The following is a 19,706-nucleotide window of genomic DNA, read 5'->3' on the forward strand; positions in this document are numbered from 1 at the left end:
CCATCAAATTCATCACTTAAAGCAACCAACTCAATTCCAAGTAACTGTTTTTCAACAAGTTTCTATCTGCATCACCGCCGATGGATGTGCATTATAGACCATCTCATTCCCTTTGCAAGGGGTATTTCAGCCTTTTTCACTTGAGTGCCGTTTTTTTCTACTATTTTGCGAAAAAAGTGATATATATGGCTTTTTTTTAGGCATCTTCACTGCCTTTTATTAGTTTTATATTTAAGAATTTGGGACATTTTTAATTTCCTATGTCTTTAATAGAGTTTATAGACATATATACTCCCTTAAGTCCAAAGATTCCAAAGATTCCAAAGATTCCAAAGATTCCAAAGATTCCAAAGATTCCAAAGATTCCAAAGATTCCAAAGATTCCAAAGATTCCAAAGATTCCAAAGATTCCAAAGATTCCAAAGACAGACTAGAGCAAATACTCTATTTATTGATTAATACTTTCTATTCTTTACTTATTCTATTTTTCTACTTATTAAGTTAATTACAAATTGTTCCACGTGGAACGCTTAATTGTTTTTGTGATCAGAAATAAAAAAAGCAGGATTACTCCTGCTTTTTACTCTATAACTTTATTTTATTAGTCAGTGAAAATTACACGTGCAATTGCTTTTTTACCTGATTGAATAATAAAGCTTCCTTTTTCTTTTACAGAGAAGCTTGCATCAACGGCATTCCAGTCAACTTTTACCGCACCACGAGCAACCGCATCTTTTGCCGCAGCTGCATTTGGGTTTAGCCCCGCTACACGTAAAATCGTAGCAATAAAGATTTCTCCTCCAAACTCACCAAGTGAAATAGTCACTTCTGGTGTGTCTTCAGGTACTTCACCTTCTGTAATACGGTTACCAGCACTCTTATGGGCATTAGCAGCAGCTTCTGCATCATGGAAGCGTTCAACTAACTCAAGTGCAAGGATGCGTTTTACTTCTTGTGGATTACGACCAGCAGCAATTTCATCTAATAGAGCTTTGATCTCATCAAGAGATTTGAAGCTTAATAAATCGAAATAGCGTTCAATTAAAGAGTCTGGCATTGATAAAACTTTTTGGTACATGGCCCCTGGTGTATCAAATACACCAATATAGTTACCTAAAGATTTAGACATTTTATTTACGCCATCTAGACCTTCTAGAATCGGCACAGTGATACACACTTGAGATTCTTGGCCATAACGGCTTTGTAAAGTACGACCCATAAGTAAGTTAAAGGTCTGGTCTGTACCGCCTAACTCAACGTCAGCTTCAAGCGCAATTGAGTCATAACCTTGAACTAAAGGATATAAAAACTCATGAATTGCAATCGGCTGATGATTGCTATAACGCTTAGTAAAGTCATCACGCTCTAACATACGTGATACGGTTTGCTGACTTGCTAATTGAATAAGGTCAGCAGCAGACTTTTGATTAAACCATTCTGAGTTAAAACGTACTTTTGTTTTATTCGGGTCTAATATCTTGAATACTTGCTCTTGATAAGTTTTAGCGTTGGCTTCTACTTGTTCACGTGACAATGGTGGACGAGTTGCGCTTTTACCAGTTGGGTCACCAATCATCGCTGTATAGTCACCAATTAAGAAGGTAACTTCATGGCCCAAGTCTTGGAAAGTTTTTAGTTTATTAATAAGAACCGTATGTCCTAAATGTAAATCTGGTGCTGTAGGGTCAAAACCAGCTTTAATTTTAAGAGGACGATTCTCTTTAAGCTTTTTCAGTAAATCTTCTTCTGAAATAATTTCGTGCGTGCCTCGTTGGATGAGGGCAAGCTGTTCTTCGGCGGGCAAGAAATTTGACATCACAAAACCTAAACACATCAGTTATTCAATTTGTGCGATATACTAACATTTTTTCAGCGTCTTGCAGGGGAAGTTGCATATGAGCGCAATCTATATCGGCGTAATGACTGGCACTAGTATGGATGGTGTGGATATTGTTGCGGCTTCATTTGAGCCACTACAGCTTCATGCCACTCTTACAGTTCCATTCGAACCCGAGTTACGTGATGAGCTTATGGCATTAACTTTACCTGATGACAATGAAATTGACCGCATGGGTAAAGCTGATGTTGCTCTAGCCCAAATGATTGGTCATGGCATTAATACTCTCATTGAAAAAAATCAGTTAGATCGTAGTCAAATTAAAGCAATTGGTTCACATGGGCAAACCATTCGTCATCGCCCAGAACATGGATTTACTTTACAAATTGGTGATCCCAACATCATTACTGAAATTACTCAGATTCCGGTTGTTTCAGATTTCCGTCGTAGAGATATGGCAGCAGGTGGTCAAGGCGCACCATTGGTTCCGGCTTTCCATCAAGCATTATTTCAACATCCAAGTATTCATCGTGTGATTTTGAATTTGGGTGGTATTGCTAATGTGAGTATGTTGCCTGCCAATAATGCTGACGGCGTATTTGGTTTTGATACAGGACCTGCAAATATTTTGATGGATGCGTGGTGTCATCGCCATACAGGTCATCCATATGATGAAAATGGTGACTGGGCTGCCTATGGTCATCCTATTCGCTCTTTACTCGACCGCCTTCACGCCCATGAATATTTTTCTAAAGAGCCACCTAAAAGTACAGGTCGTGAAGATTTCAATATTGACTGGCTAGATGATCAGTTAATCGATTGGCGAAATGATTTAACTTATGATGAGTTAGAAGATACCCCTGAAAACATCCAAGCTACCTTATTAAAGCTTACTGTGCGTGCTATTCAAAAAGCGATTTATCGCTCTGAGATGGAAACAGGTGAAGTGTATGTTTGTGGCGGTGGTGCTTATAACTCTTATTTATTAGAGCAATTACGCTGGCGTCTTCGTAAGCACAATTGGTCTGTTCAACCTACAGATGTTTTAGGACTCTCCCCTACTTGGGTCGAAGCTACAGCATTTGCATGGTTAGCAATGCGCTTTGTAAATGGTTTAAGTGGTAATTTGCCCGCAGTAACAGGGGCTTCGGATTTCAGAATTCTAGGTACAATCACCGTAGTATAAAAACTATTTATTGATGTGATTGGTCAGATTCGACCTCATAACACATTTACTGACCCGAAATGCTGTTATTTAAATGAGCATAAAAACTCATGATAAATGCCGATAAAAATAATTTAAGGCATGTTTGTATGGATCTGACTAAACGTATTCATCAATATACACGTGGGGCTTGGACATTCGATGTGATTGATTCAGGCCCTATAGATGGTCCACTCGTTATTTTATTACATGGTTTTCCAGAAACTGCTCATAGTTGGGAGCAAACCTCTGAATTATTGCATCAGCATCAATTTAGAACGCTTGCGATTCATCAACGTGGTTATAGTTTAAATGCTAGGCCTCAAAGCCGATTTCAATATTCATTGAGTGAGCTTGTAGAAGATGTAGCGAGTTTCATTGAGCAACTCGGTCAGCCAGTTTATTTAATTGGGCACGACTGGGGCTCGGCAATTGCCTCAGGCGTTGCGATGAAGTATCCACAATATATTCAGCATCTCACTTTAGTTTCTGTGCCTCACCAAGCTGCTTTTCTAAAAGCCTGTTTAAGCAGCAGACAACTTTTTAAATCTTATTATTTTGCAATTTTTCAGCTACCGATTCTGCCCGAACTTTTATTTAAAAAGATACCTAAATTGGGCCGTAAGTTTCTTAAGTCATCAGGTATGACCGAAGAGCAAATTGCGATATTCGAGGCTGAGTTTATAGAAGAAAATAGATTATCTACGGCGTTGAATTGGTATCGTGGCTTTTTTTGGGACAAGCCTCAAAATCCTTTTAAAGCAATAGATGTTCCTACTCTTTTTATTTGGGGTAAACATGATATTGCCGTTACAGAAAAAAGTGCCGAGCTAAATTCACAGTATTTTAAAAATAGTTATGACGCAGTTTTTATGGATGCATCGCATTGGATTCCATATCAGAATGCGCCTGAACTGGTACAATACTTTTTAGAATCTGTCCGTAAAAAATAATGATTTGATCAATAAAAAAACCTCTCAAAATAGAGAGGTTTTTTAAATTTTAAAATTCTATTAAATCGAGAATGAAGAACCACAACCACATGTTGTTGTTGCATTCGGGTTTTGTACGATAAAACGCGAACCTTCAAGACCTTCTACATAGTCAACTACTGAACCAATGAGGTATTGGTAGCTAAGTGAGTCAACCAGCATTTTCACATCGCCATTTACGAATTCTGCATCATCTTCATTTACGCTTTCAGCAAAATTGAAGCCATACGAAAACCCTGAACACCCGCCTCCTGTTACATATACACGTAACATGAGATCGTCATTCCCTTCACTATCACGGAGTTGGCGTACCTTATTGGCAGCATTATCTGTCAAAACTAGAGCTTGGGCATTCATGATGATTGTTCCTCGGATTTTGCTGTGCCTTTCAAAATAAAAAAGACCCTATATTGAGTATAGCATAATCAATATAGGGTCTGTCTTCGAAGTTTAAAGCGAATCTTGAGTATTTTTATCAAGATTATTTGTAATTCTCGTCTTGTAAGCCACATTCGAAGTTTTTAGCATCTTGCTTACAACGGAATTGCCATAATAGTTTCATCATGCGTTTATCATATACACCACGTTGTGTAAGGTTAATTCGAGACTCACGCATGAGCTTTTGGTAGCCTGGTTTATCGGCTGCTGGGACATCCATCCAGTATTTTTGTGGAATATCAGCTTTCATTTTACCCAAGATGGTAAAAGCACGTGGTAGCTGACCTGAAACCCACTCTCTAGATTTCTGTCCAAAACCAACTGGGAACTTATCAGGTCGGATAATGATATTTCCTGTGACCTGTAAGATTGGATAATTCACGATCGCACCTTTTGTACCTAAACCTTTTTGTAGTTCCAAAGGTTTAAATGCTGCTGCTGGCGCACCAATAATATCAACTTGATGGTTATTAAATTTCGCACCGAAATTTGTTACGTCAGCACTAACCGCCTGTGCCCCGACCTGCTGAACCATAATTTTTTGTGCTTCATCATAATCAAGCACAGCAATTTTCTTACCTGCAGCTTTCGCTACTGTATTGATGCTACGGTCATTTACCAAAAGGTAAGCATCACCAACCGGAATAACACCGACAACCTCATAGCGACCATTAACCATATATTTACTAAAAGTCGGACTCGCTAAACCTTGCATCACTTTTACAGCAAGCTTGAGATCAGGAATGGCCCCAATTGCATCTAATGATCCAGTAAATGAGTTAAATTGGCGACCACGCATCCCTGACACGCTAATACCATCACATTTACCCGCTTTAAAATCTTCAGCAATCACGGCTTCATTCTGGTTTACTTTAAGCTCGATATCAGCTCCCCAGTTTTTAGCGGCAAGTTGATAATCCTTCATCAGCGCATAAACGTCGCCATTTTTTCCAACGAAGTCAAAAACACATACTGTTTGTTTAGCCTCGGCTGCAAAAGAAACTGTGGTAAGTCCCATCGCAAGTAATAGCGTTTTGGAAAATTGCATATTCTTTTTCCTTTCCTTGTGGAGTTTTTGTTTTTCGATACCAAGAAATTTCACACCGATTAGGTATGAATCGGATAGGCTTCACATAAAAATCATGTTGGAATATTTGTATAGACCGTATTTGCTTTTATGATTGTATTTCCATGAAAAATAGATAGCGAATGACCTACCTATTAGCAATTATTTTAATCACTCAAGTCCTTGATCCATTTTTATACCTTCATGTTTCCTTATGAAGTTTTTATCTAAATTTAGCTTAACGTCTTTCTATTTATCCACAATGGCAGAACTGACAGCGCATATAAAACAAAAAGCCTAGAACTCAGTCTAGGCTTTCTGAAAGAAATTAGGATTATTCACCAGGCATTGAACATTCAAAGTTAGCCTTGTCTACAGAACAACGTGCTTTTTTGAGTACAGACATCATTCCAGCATCGTAAACACCGCGTTTAGTTAAGTCCATACGGCCATCACGCAACATTTTTTGATACTTAAGTTTGTCTTCTGCACTTAAGTTCATTTTGTATTTGCCAGGAATTTGCGCTTCTAAACGGTTGATCATTGCAAAGCTCTTCGGTAACTGTTTAACAAACCAGTCACGAGATTTTTGACCAAAACCAGCTGGGAATTTATCAGAACGTAATACTAGATCTGCTGTAACGTGTAATACAGGGAAATTCCACATTACACCGTTTGCGCCTAAACCTTTATTTAATTCTAATGGTTTGTAAGCATAAGCAGGCGCACCTACCATATCTACCTGACCATTGTTGAATTTAGCAGCAAAGTTTGAGATATCAGAAAGAACTGCTTGAGCTCCTACACGTTGCACCATAATTTTTTGTGCATCGTCATAGCCAAGTACAGCGAATTTTTTACCCGCAGCTTTTTCAACAGAGTTGATGTTTTTGTCGCGTACGAAAATGAATGCTGAACCTAGCGGAGAAATACCAGCAACTTCGTATTTTTTACCCCCCATATTTGTGGTCATTTTTGCTGCATTACGCGCATCTAATACATAAGTAATTGCACGTTGAGCGATTTGGTTATTTGGAACACCACCAAGTGAGTCGATAGATCCTGCGAATTTGTTATATTGGCGTGCACGCATTGCTGTCATTGCCACAGCATCACATTTACCCGCTTTAAAATCATTATCAGCAACAGCCTCGTCCTGACGAGGAACTAAGTTAATTTCAGTACCCCAGCCTTTTGCAGCAAGAGCCCATTCTTCCATCATTTTATATGAGTCGCCTGCTTTTCCTAAGAGGTCGAATACACATACGGTACTCGCTGCTTGCGCTGAAGCAGAAAAACCAACAACAGAAGCGGCAGCCATAGCAAGTACGATTTTTTTCATTTTCTTCATCCTTCCACGGAACAGATTTTTTGTTTGAAGTTTCCTTTCAAACACAGATATTAATCATGTTTTTTAGAAAAAAATAGAGCTTTTACTCAAATATTTTTATCTCATTGAACCATTGTTTGTTGGTTTTAAATTATTTATTAAAAGGAAAAATCGCTAATTTTCCGTAAGTTATTTTTTATATTCACAATTTTCATACCCATATTCAGCTTTGAAATATATGTAGCGTTTTTGTGTTTAAAAAATAAACTACTCTCCATTAAGCGTACATTCAAAATTTGTCCGTTCAACTGTACAGCGGGCACGCTTTAGCACACTCATCATTGTTGCATCGTATACACCTTGTTTTGTTAAGCTGAGGCGACCTTCACGTAAAATTTTTTGATATTTGGTTTTATCTTCCGCTGAAAAATTCATTTTAATTTTTGAGGGTACACCCATTTCTAGCCGCTTTATCATAGCAAAATTCTGGGGTAATTTTTGTATAAACCAAGCACGTGACTTTATACCAAAATCTGTGGGGAACTTATCACTTCGGGCAACTAAATCGCCCGTAACGTTAACAACGGGGAAAGTAAACATTGCCCCTTTTACTCCCACCCCTTTACCAATCTCTAAAGGTTTATAAGCATAGGCTGGTGCCGCAATTGCATCGACTTGGCCACTATTAAACTTTTTCACAAAATCGGTAATTTCCGAAGGAATGGGCTGAGCGCCAACACTTTCTACCATAATTTTTTGTGCTGCGTCATATTGCAAAATAGCAAATTTAGTCCCACGTACTTTTTCAATTGAATTAAGATTTTTATCTCTCACAAATAAATAAGCCAATCCAATCTGAACAATACCAACGACCTCGTAATTGGTTCCATTTTGTGCAGTCACCATGCGATGTTTATTACGCTTATCTAAAACATAACTAATGGCTTTTTGAGCAATTGCATTACTGGTTACCCCTCCAATCGCATCAATTGAACCTGCAAATTTATTATAATTTCGCGCCCGCATGGAGGTCATATAAGCGGCGTCACATTTTCCTTCACGCAGTCTACGGTCAACTAAGCCTTCATCTTGAAATGGAATTAAAGTGATATCTGCTTGCCATTCTTTCGCTGCAAGCGCCCACTCTTCCATCATTTTATAGGATTCACCTGACTTTCCTAATAAATCAAACACACAGACACTTTGCCCAGCATGTACTGTCCCCACAGCACAGCAAAATACTGCACCAATTATCCCCAATCTTTTTTTCATTTGACTTTCCTTAGTCTAGTTTTATTAGTAGCTCATTAATCAACCAAATTTCAAACTGTTTTTATTTTAGCCATATTTTTTTAAAAGTATTCTATCTTGTTCAATATTTTGAAAATTTCGGATGAATAGCGAAATTTAGAATGTCTGGATATATCTAATTATTAATACCTGCTCACTAAAATCCGGAAAGTTTTGTTTTCATCGGCAGTTCTCTTTAAAATACAGCATCCCTAACTCACCTCGATACAATAAGATGATTCAATTTGACCAAGTTTCTTTACGCCGCGGTGGACGTGTTCTATTTCAAAAAGCGTCTATGCAATTACACCCAGGTTGGAAGATTGGTCTAACTGGTGTAAATGGCGCAGGTAAATCGACCTTATTTGCTGCATTACTTGGAAGTTTAGGTGCAGATGAAGGTTCACTTACTCGTCCGACAGGCTGGACCGTGGCGCATATGGCGCAAGAAGTAAAAGCCCTAGATATGCCTGCAATTGATTTTGTTCTTTCAGGTGATGAAGAGTTTTGGGATATACAAAATAAGCTTGCTCAACCAGATCAACTGACTGATTTTGAATTGGCTAAATTGCATGGCCGTTTTGATGAAATCCATGGTTATTCAGCGCCCTCTAAAGCTGCGCAGCTCATGGCAGGCCTTGGTTTTCTAGAAAATCAATTACGTTTGAACGTTGAGAGCTTCTCGGGTGGATGGCGTATGCGCTTAAATTTGGCGCGTACCCTCATGAGTCGTTCTGATCTACTCTTACTGGATGAACCAACAAACCACTTAGATTTGGATGCAATTCTGTGGTTAGAAGATTGGCTTAAAGCCTATGAAGGTACACTCATTCTAATTTCGCATGACCGCGACTTTTTAGATGCGATTACAGATCATATTCTTCACATCGAAAATCAAGAACTCACGCTTTACACCGGAAACTACACTACATTTGAAACCACACGTAGTGAACGTCTTGCTCAACAACAACAAGCTTTTGAAAAGCAGCAAGAAACACGTGCTCACTTACAAAAGTTTATTGATCGTTTTAAAGCAAAAGCGACTAAAGCTCGTCAGGCACAAAGTCGTATTAAACAACTTGAGCGCATGCAGCAACTTGCACCAGCCCATGTAGATACGCCTTTTACATTTAGTTTCCGTGAACCGACTAAAATGAGTTCACCATTGCTTACTTTAGATAATGCCAGCATTGGTTATGGTGATAAACAGATAGCCGAAAAAATCAGATTACAAATTACACCAAACTCACGTATTGGTTTGCTTGGGATGAACGGCGCAGGTAAGTCAACATTGATTAAGAGCTTGGTTGGTGATCTACCACTCTTGGCAGGTGAACGTAAAGCTTCCGAGCTGCTTAATATTGGTTACTTTGCGCAGCACCAGATGGATGCTTTAGATGGCAATGCTAGCCCAATGCTACAGCTTGCCCGTATAGCAGATAAACAAATTAGTGAAGCCACTCTACGTTCATTCTTAGGTAGTTTTGGCTTTAGTGGTGAACGCATGGATACACCATGTGAAAGCTTTTCTGGTGGAGAACGCGCTCGTTTAGCCCTAGCACTCATTGTATGGCAGCGTCCAAATGTTTTAATTCTCGATGAACCAACAAACCATTTAGATCTTGATATGCGTCATGCACTGAGCATGGCATTACAAGATTTTGAAGGTGCAGTTGTTCTGGTTTCCCACGAACGTCAACTTATTGCAAGTGTATGTGATGAGCTTCTTTTAGTACACGGCGGTAAATGTACTGAGTTCGAGGGTGATTTACAGGACTATGCTAAATGGCTACGTGAAGCCCGTCAGCAACAAATCAATGCTCAGACTGCTGTCGCACAGAACAACTCTTCCTCTGCCGCTCCAGCGCCTGCTAAAGTTGATAAAGAAGCACAACGTAAAGAAGCAGCTCGCCGTCGTGAACAGACTCGACCTATTCGTAAAAATATTGAAAAGATTGAATCACAAATTGAAAAGCTACAACCGCAGCTCGCCAAAATTGAAGAATCCTTAGCAGACACATCTTTATATGAGGCTGCACGTAAAGACGATTTACTCAAACTTATGAATGAACAGACTGAGCTGAAGGCTAAACTTGAGCAACATGAAGAGCAGCTTTTAGAACTCATGATGGAGTTAGAAGAAATGGAAGCTTCTTTTGATTAATCTGTTTTCTAAAATAAAAAAGCCGATTTCTTAATCGGCTTTTTTATTAATTAGTAAGGGGTATAAAAAGCCCCTAATTCATTTAAATTGCTATTTACAGGTAAAGGCCAAATATTGCTTGATAAGCTGTCAGCAATATATAAATCGTACCCGCCTCGACTCCCTGTTTGTCCTGCAAGAGATACCACCATGTAACGCTGATCTAAAGGAGCTGGATCGGAAGTATCATAATTAATATTGTTAAATGGCAAACGTGTAGTTTGTTTATTAGCCATATCATAAATATAGATCTGGTCATGAGGATTTGTTGGGCTATACCAGCGCACATATAAGAACCGACTTCCTTGCCACCATACTGGATAATATGAAGCGATATTGGTCAGCTGTGTATCATAAGCACCCGACTGATCAATACTAAAAATTCTAGAATTATTTCCAGCACCTTTTGCATACAAAATTTGAGTGGTATTCACCATCGGATAAGGCATCGATTCTTCTATATCCCAACCATTTTGAGTCACAGGAGTCATCGTCCGATCCGTCATTTTAATGATTTTTAGATCACCATTTTGTTTAAAAATAATACGCTGGTTATCTATAAATTTAGGGTCTTCATCGCGCTTATTATTGCCCTGAGTTAGGTTAATGGGTAACTCAGGGCTTCCGACTTTCCAAACATACACATCCCATGCATCGCCATAATGCTGTCCAGAATTCACTCCCATAAACGTTAACCATTTTCCATCTGGAGAGAAATGGCCATTCATCATATGGTCAATTTTCCAATTTGCGCCGAGTAATGTGGTCTGCTGTGTTGTGAAGTTATAAAGATAAAGCTTACTGTCCCATGCCTCATAATCACTATAACGATGAAATACTAATTTTCCATAAAAGGTGGGGGCTATCGCAGCATGCAGTTGAAATAAACAATTAAAAAATATGATTCCAATGCATAAGAGTTTTTGTATTTTTTTCATAATTATATTTCCTATTGTTATTAGTAAGTACCGCATAGAGAATATAACTTCGAATAGTTTACTTGTTAAACAAAATACTTTTTTCGGATACAAAAAAAGGGCTAATGATGATTAGCCCTTTACCATAAAAAATCAATTATCTAAATTTTTTATGATTTTCATTTCGTATTTTGACTAAATTAATTGCTTCAGTTTTGGCTTGATCTAATTGTCCTTGCTCAACTAAAACAGTTACTTTATCAATTTCGGCAACAAGCTGATCTAAACCAGCTTGGTACTCTTTTACCTTTACATTTTCTGATGGCAAACCTTCGAGTTTATGCGGCAAATATTGCTTAGAAGAAACTGCTGCTTCACGCATTACAACAAGCTGTTTTTTCGCGTTATCAGCATCTTTCGCTTCAGCAAATGCTTTCGTACTCTTAGCTAAAGTTTTCATATTCGTTTCTAGGTCTGCCGCCCAAACAGCAGAACTTCCTAAAAACACACATGAAATTAATAGGCTAGCTAATAATTTCTGACTCATCATTCTCTCCCTAGACTGATTTAGAATCATGTTATGAATTAAGCATCAATATCCGCATTTAAAGCATTCTCTTCAATGAATGCACGACGTGGTTCAACATCATCACCCATTAAGCAAGAGAACATACGATCTGCTTCAATCGCATCATCAATTGTCACCTGCAACATATTACGGTTTTCAGGATCCATCGTTGTTTCCCACAGCTGTTCAGCATTCATCTCTCCAAGACCTTTATAGCGTTGGATCATCATACCGCGGCGTGAATCTTGTAAAATATGTTGCCAAACTTGATGGAAGTTAGTCACTTGAATACGGCGATCACCTTTTTGTAAAAAAGCACCCTCTTCAAGTAAAGTGAACCAACTCTTCGAGTTTTTGAGTAAACGTGCATATTCAGCTGAATTCAATAAAGCTGCATCAAGCAAATACGCATGCGGCAGATTATGAACATAGACAGTAATACGCGGCCAATAATGCGCAGATTTTTCACCTTGAGCATTTTCACGCTCAAATGCCTCTAAAGAGATTTCTGGACGTAAACTTGGCTGTAATCTGGTAATGATATCGCGTACCTGATCTGCCCATTGTTGTACATAAGCTTCATCATGGTTTTGATCACTCTTGAATGCTTCTACTTCAAGTAAAGCATCAAGTAAGCTAGCTGGATAACGTAAAGTTAAGCGCTGTAAGCTCTTTTGTGAAACTTGATAGTCTTGAATCACTTTCGCCAGTGCTTCACCAGTAATTGCAGGTGCTTCAGCATTGGTATGTAGAGATAGCTCATCAATTGCATTTGAGATGAGATAAGTTTCCAACGCATCATTATCTTTGATGTATTGTTCTTGCTTACCTTTCTTCAATTTATACAAAGGTGGCTGAGCAATATAAATATGCCCACGCTCAACCAACTCCGGCATTTGACGGAAGAAGAACGTTAACAACAAGGTACGGATGTGAGAACCATCGACGTCGGCATCGGTCATGATAATGATTTTATGATAGCGAAGCTTATCAGGGTTATATTCTTCACGACCAATACCACAGCCAAGTGCAGTGATTAAAGTACCCACTTCCTGACTAGAAATCATTTTGTCAAAGCGTGCACGTTCAACGTTCAGGATTTTACCTTTCAACGGTAAAATAGCCTGCATTTTACGATTACGACCTTGTTTAGCACTACCACCAGCAGAGTCACCCTCGACTAGATATAATTCAGAAAGTGCTGGGTCTTTTTCTTGACAATCTGCCAATTTACCTGGTAAACCTGCAATATCAAGTGCACTTTTACGACGTGTCATTTCACGCGCCTTACGTGCAGCATCACGTGCACGCGCAGCATCAATAATTTTACCGGCAATTGATTTTGCAGCTTGCGGGTTTTCAAGTAAGTAAGCAGAGAACTCTTTGTTCATTGCTTGCTCAACCGCTGGTTTTACTTCACTCGATACTAGTTTTTCTTTAGTTTGAGAAGAGAACTTCGGATCAGGTACCTTTACCGAAATAATCGCGGTTAAACCTTCACGGGCATCATCACCTGTCACATTGACTTTTTCTTTCTTGAGAATATTTTCATTTTCAAGATATTGGTTAAGACCACGTGTTAAAGCCGCACGGAAACCTGCTAAATGCGTACCGCCATCCTTTTGAGGAATATTGTTGGTAAAACAACGCACGTTTTCTTGATAACTTTCATTCCACTGCAATGCAACTTCTACACCGATACCGTTTTCTGTATCCGCGGTGAAATGGAAAATCTCGTTTAGATGAGTTTTACCTTCGTTAATGTATTTTACAAACTCAGATAAACCACCTTCGTAGTCATACACATGCTCAAGGTTAATACGTTCATCACGTAAAACAATACGCACGCCCGCGTTTAAAAATGAAAGCTCTCGTAAACGACGCGCTAAAATTTCAACGTTAAAAATAGTTTGACTAAAAGTTAGTTCACTTGGCCAAAAACGTACAGTTGTACCACTGCTATCCGTTTCACCAATCACACGTAATGGATATTGCGGATCACCGTGGTGATACTCTTGTTCATGCACTTGGCCAGCGCGATTAATAATTAAATGCAATTTACTTGAAAGCGCATTTACAACTGAAACGCCTACGCCGTGCAAACCACCTGAAACTTTATAGCTGTTATCGTCAAACTTACCGCCTGCGTGCAAGATCGTAAGAATTACTTCCGCTGCAGACACCCCTTCTTCAGGGTGGATATCGGTTGGAATACCACGGCCATTATCAGAAACACTTACCGATTCATCTTCGTGAATTGTGACAATAATTTCGTCACAATGCCCAGCTAAAGCTTCATCGATTGCGTTATCGACAACCTCGAAAACCATATGGTGTAAACCGGTACCGTCATCTGTATCCCCAATATACATACCCGGACGTTTACGAACTGCATCTAATCCACGTAATACTTTAATACTAGAGGAATCATAAGCCTTTTCATTGGTTTGTTCTGTTTGAGAGGCTGATTGAGACTCTGAACTCATGGTTTCTCCCTAGCAAATATAGGTTTATTCAAAGATGGGTAACATCAAAAAATTATGGTGAAGCAAGACTAACTTGACCGGATTCAACATTGAATAATTGATATGAAATAGACAGATCATGTAAGTGTTTTTTTACCGATGCATGATCTAAAGTTGTCATAAAAACCTGGCTACCAAGTTGGCTTAATCGTTCAATTAAACGTTGTTGTGCGGTTAAGTCTAATTCTGCTGTCAGATCATCTAATAATACCACAGTTTCCTTATTACTCGCATGTAACATTGCAATTTGTGACAGTTTTAAGGCAATAATCAAGAGTTTTTTCTGACCTCTTGATAAAACTACATCAGCATGTCCAAACGGGGTTTTTAAGCGCAAATCTGCACGATGTGGCCCATATTCGGTATAGCGTCGTTCGATGTCTTTTTGGTGTTGATTCAGCAAGTCTTGCATGAGTCCCTGCTCTGTATGAAAACCGGGACTATATTCCAGTTCAATCTCTAGATCAGGTAGCAATTGACTTAAATCATTTTGAAAAAAGACATTCCATTGTTCCACAATACTTAAACGCTGAGAGTGTAAAATTTCACCATAATCACTCAACATTTTATTCCACGGCTCTAAATCCGCTAGAGAAATATTCCGTCTGGTTTTAAGTAAAGTATTACGCTGCTTTAATGCACGAGAATAATATTGCCAAGCAAAATAAAACTCAGGTTCCACGTGGAACATCAGCCAATCTAAAAGCTGGCGCCGAGGTTTCGCCCCATGGTCAATAATATCTATACTTTGTGGATCAATATGCTGCAAAGGAAGCAGTTTAGCGAGTTGTCCTTGTGTAGCCACTGTATCGCCATTGACCTTCATCAACTGCTCACCAGAGGCCAACTTTTGCATGCCAATTTTTTCAGTTGCAGATTGCGCGAAAACAATCGCATCTTCAGCAGAGTATTGAATATAATTTTTAGGTATGTGGGTGCGGAACGACCGCCCTGTTGCAAGCAAATGGATTGCTTCCAGTATTGAAGTTTTTCCTGAACCGTTAGCGCCATAAAATACATTAAACGGTTGCAACCCTTGGAGTGCAACCGTTTTTAAATTACGCACACGTTCAATATTTAAACGCGTAAGATGCATATTAGATAGCCAGATTATACACGCATCGGCATAACGACATAGGTTTGATCAGGATGTGCCGGATCTTGAACCAATACAGATTGGTTTGCCTCAGTCATGCTCATATTTACATCATCACCATCAAGCACACCTAAAACATCCAGCAAATATTGCGCATTAAATGACATTTCAAGCGGTATATTTTGATACTGAATCGCTAAATCTTCAATCGCTTCGTCTTGTTCAGGGTTATTTGCACGTAGCTGTAAAGAATCTTGATTAAAATTCAAGAAAACACCACGTAACTTCTCATTACTCAAAATTGCGACGCGTTGTAATGATTGTTTAAACACATCATGGCTAATTAATACATGTTTATCGCCACCACGTGGAATTACACGACGATAATCAGGGAATTTTCCATCAATCAACTTTGTAGTAAAGCGAACAGTGATATCGCCCTGCTCTTTGTCACGGCTTGGCGTATTAATTGTGACATTTAACAATTCACGACCAATCAGCAACGTTAATTGTTCATCTTCAATGCTAAGTAAACGCTGTAATTCACCAACAGCTTTACGAGGCACAATTGCTTGGACCAATTGAGATGATGTAGAAGAAGCAGTAATTTCACAAAGTGCTAAACGGTGACCATCTGTTGTTACTGCACGTAATTGATTTTCATCAATTTCTAATAAAGTACCCGTTAAATAGAAACGTACATCTTGTACGGCCATAGCAAAAGCCGTTTTTTCAAATAAACGCTTTAACTCACGTTGAGTGACCTGTACTTGTGTACCTTGACTATTTTCAGTGGTCAATAATGGATAATCTTCTGCCGGTAAAGTACCTAATACAAAACGGCTATTACCAGATTTTAAAATACATCTTTGATCTTCTGTAATTTGTAAGTCAATCAATGCAGCTGTAGGCAATGATTTACAAATTTCCATCAACTTACGAGCAGGAACAGTTGTTTCACCTGCTTCAATGCATGCCCCTTCTGTTAAAACAGTACTGGCAACCAGCTCGACTTCTAAATCAGAACCGGTAATGGTGAGTGCCTGAGCATTAGTCTGAATTTTGACGTTTGAAAGAATATTCAATGTATGACGACGTTCTACCGCACCGACAACATGCGATAAAACATTGAGTAAGCTTTCTTTAGCGATTTTCAAACGCACGATTCATTCCTCTAGCAACTTGGAGCAAATATTTCATTTTTTAGCTGTGTACTATGCTGCACTTACGTAGACTTTGCAACAACGTCTTATCATTTCATTAACTCTGGAGTAGACGTAATAGATTTTTATAATCTTCGTCAAAAATCGGATCTTCTTCACGTAGACTTACTACTTTTTCGCAAGCATGCATGACTGTACTGTGGTCACGTCCACCAAAAGCCATTCCAATTTCGGGAAAACTATCACCAGTCAACTCACGAGCAAGTCCCATTGCTAACTGACGTGGTCGCGCATAGATTCGAGTCCGCTTTGGTCCTACCAATTCTTTTAAAGGAATACGGAAATATTCACTAACCACACGTTGGATATTTTCTACACTAATTGTACGTGCACGGATTGCCAACACATCTTTTAAAGACTCGCGGACAACATCAAGATCAATTGGTGCACCTTTAAAACGAGAAATTGCGACGACTTTATTGAGTGCACCTTCAAGTTCACGTACGTTGGCAACTACTTGTTGTGCAATAAATAATGCACAATTTCGAGGTAAATCAACGCCGCTATTTTCGGCTTTTTTCAATAGAATTTCGATACGAGTTTCAATATCTGGCGGTTCAACGCCTACAGAAAGTCCCCAAGAAAAGCGAGAAACCAAACGCGGATCTAACTCGGTCAATTCTTTTGGATAACGATCTGAAGTTAAAATAATCTGTTTAGATTCATCAAGTAACGCATTGAATGTATAAAAGAATTCAACCAAGCTTGCTTCTTTACCGGCTAAAAGATGAATATCATCGACCAACAATAAATCTAAAGAACGGCAATTTTTCTTAAATTCTTCAACTTTGCCTTTTTGCAAAGAACTTACAAAATCCTGAACAAAGCTCTCAGAGGTCATATACATCACCCGTGCATTAGGCTTGGCTTGCAATAAAGCATTACCAACTGCCTGCATCAAGTGAGTCTTACCCAATCCTGTCGGACCATATAAGAATAAAGGGTTATGCTGTGAAGCACCTAATTGTGTTAATACCTTTCTACATGTTTCAGCAGCCATCTGGTTCGAACGGCCTTCAACAAATAAAGAAAAAGTAAATTGGGGGTTTAATAGTTTCTTTTTCGGTGTTTTTGGGTTCACTACACTATTAGTAGTAGGTGAACTGGAAATAGAATCTGGTTCTTTTTTTACTTTAATACTTTGTTGGGGCGCAGTTTGCAAAGCAGCAGTCGTAGTTGCTGGCTGCTCACCTGATGACAAAATACTACCAGGACGAGAATCAACTAAAATCTCAACCTGACGTACTCGCCCTTCTGATAACTGTTCGGCCAATATAGAAATTAATTCTAAATGGTTCTCTTGAATGTAACGCGTCCAATAAGGATTAGGTGCATAAAGACGCAGTGTCCCTTCTACTTCTTCAGCAACTAATGGGCGAATCCACATCGCAAAGACGTTATCAGAGAGCTCTTGTCGCAAGCGAGTTAAGCAGTCTGTCCAAAGCATGTGTATCCCCTATTTCTGCGTTTTTAAATTCAAATAATCTAAAGATTAACCCTTCCTGATGAGAAGGGGTCGCCATTCTAACCAAGTTATCCACATCTGTCATGACGATTTCAGTTGATTTTGTCTAAAAAGAAATCTCTTGTGAATAAATTTAAATTCAAAATGGCTTGTGTATAACTTTTTGCACAACCTGTGGATAAATTAACACATAAACTTATCCACAATCCATAAATATAGTAAAAACAGAGTTATCAACAACTCAAATATATGTTTTTTAAATTTAAAAGTGCGAAATCCACAGAAAAAGTTATCCCTAATAAGAATAAATTTAAATTTCTAAATTTGAATTTATTTAATAGGGTGGTGATCTTTTGTGGATAACTGCAAAATATGAATTTAAATTCAAATACAGCAAATCCAAACCAAGATGGTATCTTGTTTTGTTGATAAATATGTATATAAGGTGTGTATATATTAAAAGTTCTAATAAAAATAGACAATTACTTTGTGTATAACTTTTAAAGCTATATATTGCACTGAATTATGACCGTGATAAAAAGAAGAGAAGAGATTAAAAATTTGGGTTAAATACAAAACTTTCTTGGTTTTTCATTGACAGCGTAAACATTGCACAATAAAATCGCGGACCTTTATAGAAAGATCATTTTTGGGAGTTTCAATATGAAACGTACTTTCCAACCATCTGAATTAAAGCGTAAACGCGTTCATGGTTTCCGTGCTCGTATGGCAACTAAAGCTGGTCGTCAAGTATTAGCTCGTCGTCGTGCAAAAGGTCGTCATAGCTTAACTGTTTAATACTGTTACGCTGACCAGACTTGGGTGTGATGACACTTTACAGTTTTAGCACAGACGTGCGAATACGCTGTGCTGCAGATTATAAAAGTGTATTTGATGGTGCGCTTTTTAAAGTGCATCAACCCCATTTTTTATTTCTTGCAAAATTAACCGAACAGCCTAAAAGCCGTTTGGGTATTGTTGTTGCTAAGAAAAAAGTGCGCCGAGCGCATGAAAGAAATCGAATAAAACGTCTTGCTCGTGAGAGCTTTCGTCTACATCAGCCGAATTTTGGATCAGACATAGATGTTGTGGTGATGCCGAAAGTTGGTATAGAAACGATTACGAATGCTGAGCTATATCAACAATTAGACTTTGCTTGGCAAAAATTACAACGCTTAGCAAAAAAACATTCTAAAGTTGGCACAACCTCGCAGAATTAAGAGATAGCCAATGGTCCGTTTTCTACGTTGGTTGATTCGACTGTATCAAATTGCGATTAGTCCGCTTCTTGGACCCCGTTGTCGTTATATCCCGACTTGTTCCCAATATGCGATAGAAGCATTACAAACTCATGGTGCGATAAAAGGCGTTTGGTTATCTTCTAAACGGATATGTCGTTGTCATCCGTGGGGAGGATCTGGATATGATCCGGTACCGCCAAAAGCAATTCGTTTTATTTCGTTTCATCAAATAGATTCTCAAACGCATCATGTTGCTGTACCCTTTCGTGATCGTTTACTGAAGCAAAATCTCTCTAACCATTTGGGGTAAT

The 19,706-nt window shown here is 38.6% G+C and carries 17 protein-coding genes; 6 read left to right on the top strand and 11 right to left on the bottom strand.

Annotation, left to right across the window (positions count from 1 at the left end; genetic code table 11):
* Window positions 1-601 precede the first annotated feature (601 nt).
* Entirely contained in the window at window positions 602-1,834 is a 1,233-nt protein-coding gene (gene tyrS, locus ACTJJH_RS17385) for a tyrosine--tRNA ligase (RefSeq protein ID WP_017481201.1), read from the bottom strand.
* 61 nt (window positions 1,835-1,895) lie between these two features.
* Between tyrS and ACTJJH_RS17390 the strand changes: the two genes are divergently transcribed.
* Window positions 1,896-3,023, top strand: coding sequence for an anhydro-N-acetylmuramic acid kinase (locus ACTJJH_RS17390; RefSeq protein ID WP_440601513.1), 1,128 nt, complete (start codon window positions 1,896-1,898; stop codon window positions 3,021-3,023).
* 128 nt (window positions 3,024-3,151) lie between these two features.
* Window positions 3,152-3,994 carry an alpha/beta fold hydrolase gene (locus ACTJJH_RS17395; protein ID WP_440601514.1) on the top strand — a complete coding sequence of 281 codons (843 nt, stop codon included), beginning with the start codon at window positions 3,152-3,154 and terminating at the stop codon, window positions 3,992-3,994.
* Window positions 3,995-4,054: 60 nt separating this feature from the next.
* Here the strand turns inward: ACTJJH_RS17395 and erpA are convergent, their stop codons facing one another.
* The 4 genes from erpA to ACTJJH_RS17415 form a co-directional block, all read right to left on the bottom strand.
* Window positions 4,055-4,390, bottom strand: a complete 336-nt coding sequence (gene erpA / locus ACTJJH_RS17400; RefSeq protein ID WP_002115421.1) for an iron-sulfur cluster insertion protein ErpA — start codon at window positions 4,388-4,390, stop codon at window positions 4,055-4,057.
* Window positions 4,391-4,514: 124 nt separating this feature from the next.
* The gene (locus ACTJJH_RS17405) at window positions 4,515-5,519 is read right to left on the bottom strand and encodes a putative solute-binding protein (protein ID WP_372543880.1); all 1,005 of its coding nucleotides are present in this window, start codon (window positions 5,517-5,519) and stop codon (window positions 4,515-4,517) included.
* Window positions 5,520-5,871: 352 nt separating this feature from the next.
* Window positions 5,872-6,879: a putative solute-binding protein gene (locus ACTJJH_RS17410; protein ID WP_002115480.1), complete on the bottom strand. Its 1,008-nt coding sequence runs from the start codon at window positions 6,877-6,879 to the stop codon at window positions 5,872-5,874.
* A gap of 255 nt (window positions 6,880-7,134) precedes the next feature.
* Window positions 7,135-8,139, bottom strand: coding sequence for a putative solute-binding protein (locus ACTJJH_RS17415; protein ID WP_440601515.1), 1,005 nt, complete (start codon window positions 8,137-8,139; stop codon window positions 7,135-7,137).
* 253 nt (window positions 8,140-8,392) lie between these two features.
* Between ACTJJH_RS17415 and ACTJJH_RS17420 the strand changes: the two genes are divergently transcribed.
* Window positions 8,393-10,321: an ATP-binding cassette domain-containing protein gene (locus ACTJJH_RS17420; RefSeq protein ID WP_440601516.1), complete on the top strand. Its 1,929-nt coding sequence runs from the start codon at window positions 8,393-8,395 to the stop codon at window positions 10,319-10,321.
* Window positions 10,322-10,371: 50 nt separating this feature from the next.
* Here ACTJJH_RS17420 and ACTJJH_RS17425 read toward each other — a convergent pair whose 3' ends face one another.
* From ACTJJH_RS17425 to dnaA, 6 genes are all read right to left on the bottom strand, one after another.
* Window positions 10,372-11,298, bottom strand: coding sequence for a hypothetical protein (locus ACTJJH_RS17425; protein WP_440601517.1), 927 nt, complete (start codon window positions 11,296-11,298; stop codon window positions 10,372-10,374).
* A 136-nt stretch (window positions 11,299-11,434) separates the two neighbouring features.
* Window positions 11,435-11,827: a cytochrome b562 gene (gene cybC / locus ACTJJH_RS17430; RefSeq protein ID WP_023187717.1), complete on the bottom strand. Its 393-nt coding sequence runs from the start codon at window positions 11,825-11,827 to the stop codon at window positions 11,435-11,437.
* Between the two features lie 35 nt (window positions 11,828-11,862).
* Entirely contained in the window at window positions 11,863-14,331 is a 2,469-nt protein-coding gene (gyrB, locus tag ACTJJH_RS17435; protein ID WP_440601518.1) for a DNA topoisomerase (ATP-hydrolyzing) subunit B, read from the bottom strand.
* 52 nt (window positions 14,332-14,383) lie between these two features.
* Window positions 14,384-15,466, bottom strand: a complete 1,083-nt coding sequence (gene recF, locus ACTJJH_RS17440; protein WP_440601519.1) for a DNA replication/repair protein RecF — start codon at window positions 15,464-15,466, stop codon at window positions 14,384-14,386.
* A gap of 14 nt (window positions 15,467-15,480) precedes the next feature.
* Window positions 15,481-16,629 carry a DNA polymerase III subunit beta gene (dnaN, locus tag ACTJJH_RS17445; protein WP_002115478.1) on the bottom strand — a complete coding sequence of 383 codons (1,149 nt, stop codon included), beginning with the start codon at window positions 16,627-16,629 and terminating at the stop codon, window positions 15,481-15,483.
* 97 nt (window positions 16,630-16,726) lie between these two features.
* The gene (gene dnaA, locus ACTJJH_RS17450) at window positions 16,727-18,136 is read right to left on the bottom strand and encodes a chromosomal replication initiator protein DnaA (protein ID WP_002115442.1); all 1,410 of its coding nucleotides are present in this window, start codon (window positions 18,134-18,136) and stop codon (window positions 16,727-16,729) included.
* 681 nt (window positions 18,137-18,817) lie between these two features.
* Here dnaA and rpmH point away from each other — a divergent pair.
* The 3 genes from rpmH to yidD are packed head-to-tail and all read left to right on the top strand — an operon-like array spanning window position 18,818 to window position 19,705.
* Window positions 18,818-18,952 (top strand): 50S ribosomal protein L34, encoded by a 135-nt coding sequence (rpmH, locus tag ACTJJH_RS17455; protein ID WP_000831329.1) that lies wholly within the window; start codon window positions 18,818-18,820, stop codon window positions 18,950-18,952.
* 29 nt (window positions 18,953-18,981) lie between these two features.
* Entirely contained in the window at window positions 18,982-19,374 is a 393-nt protein-coding gene (gene rnpA, locus ACTJJH_RS17460; protein WP_005063921.1) for a ribonuclease P protein component, read from the top strand.
* A 10-nt stretch (window positions 19,375-19,384) separates the two neighbouring features.
* On the top strand, window positions 19,385-19,705 hold the full coding sequence (yidD, locus tag ACTJJH_RS17465) for a membrane protein insertion efficiency factor YidD (protein ID WP_003656027.1): 321 nt from the start codon (window positions 19,385-19,387) through the stop codon (window positions 19,703-19,705).
* The last annotated feature ends 1 nt before the right edge of the window (window position 19,706 follow it).

The organism is Acinetobacter sp. 22301, from assembly GCF_052045285.1.
GTDB classification, from domain to species: domain Bacteria; phylum Pseudomonadota; class Gammaproteobacteria; order Pseudomonadales; family Moraxellaceae; genus Acinetobacter; species Acinetobacter pittii.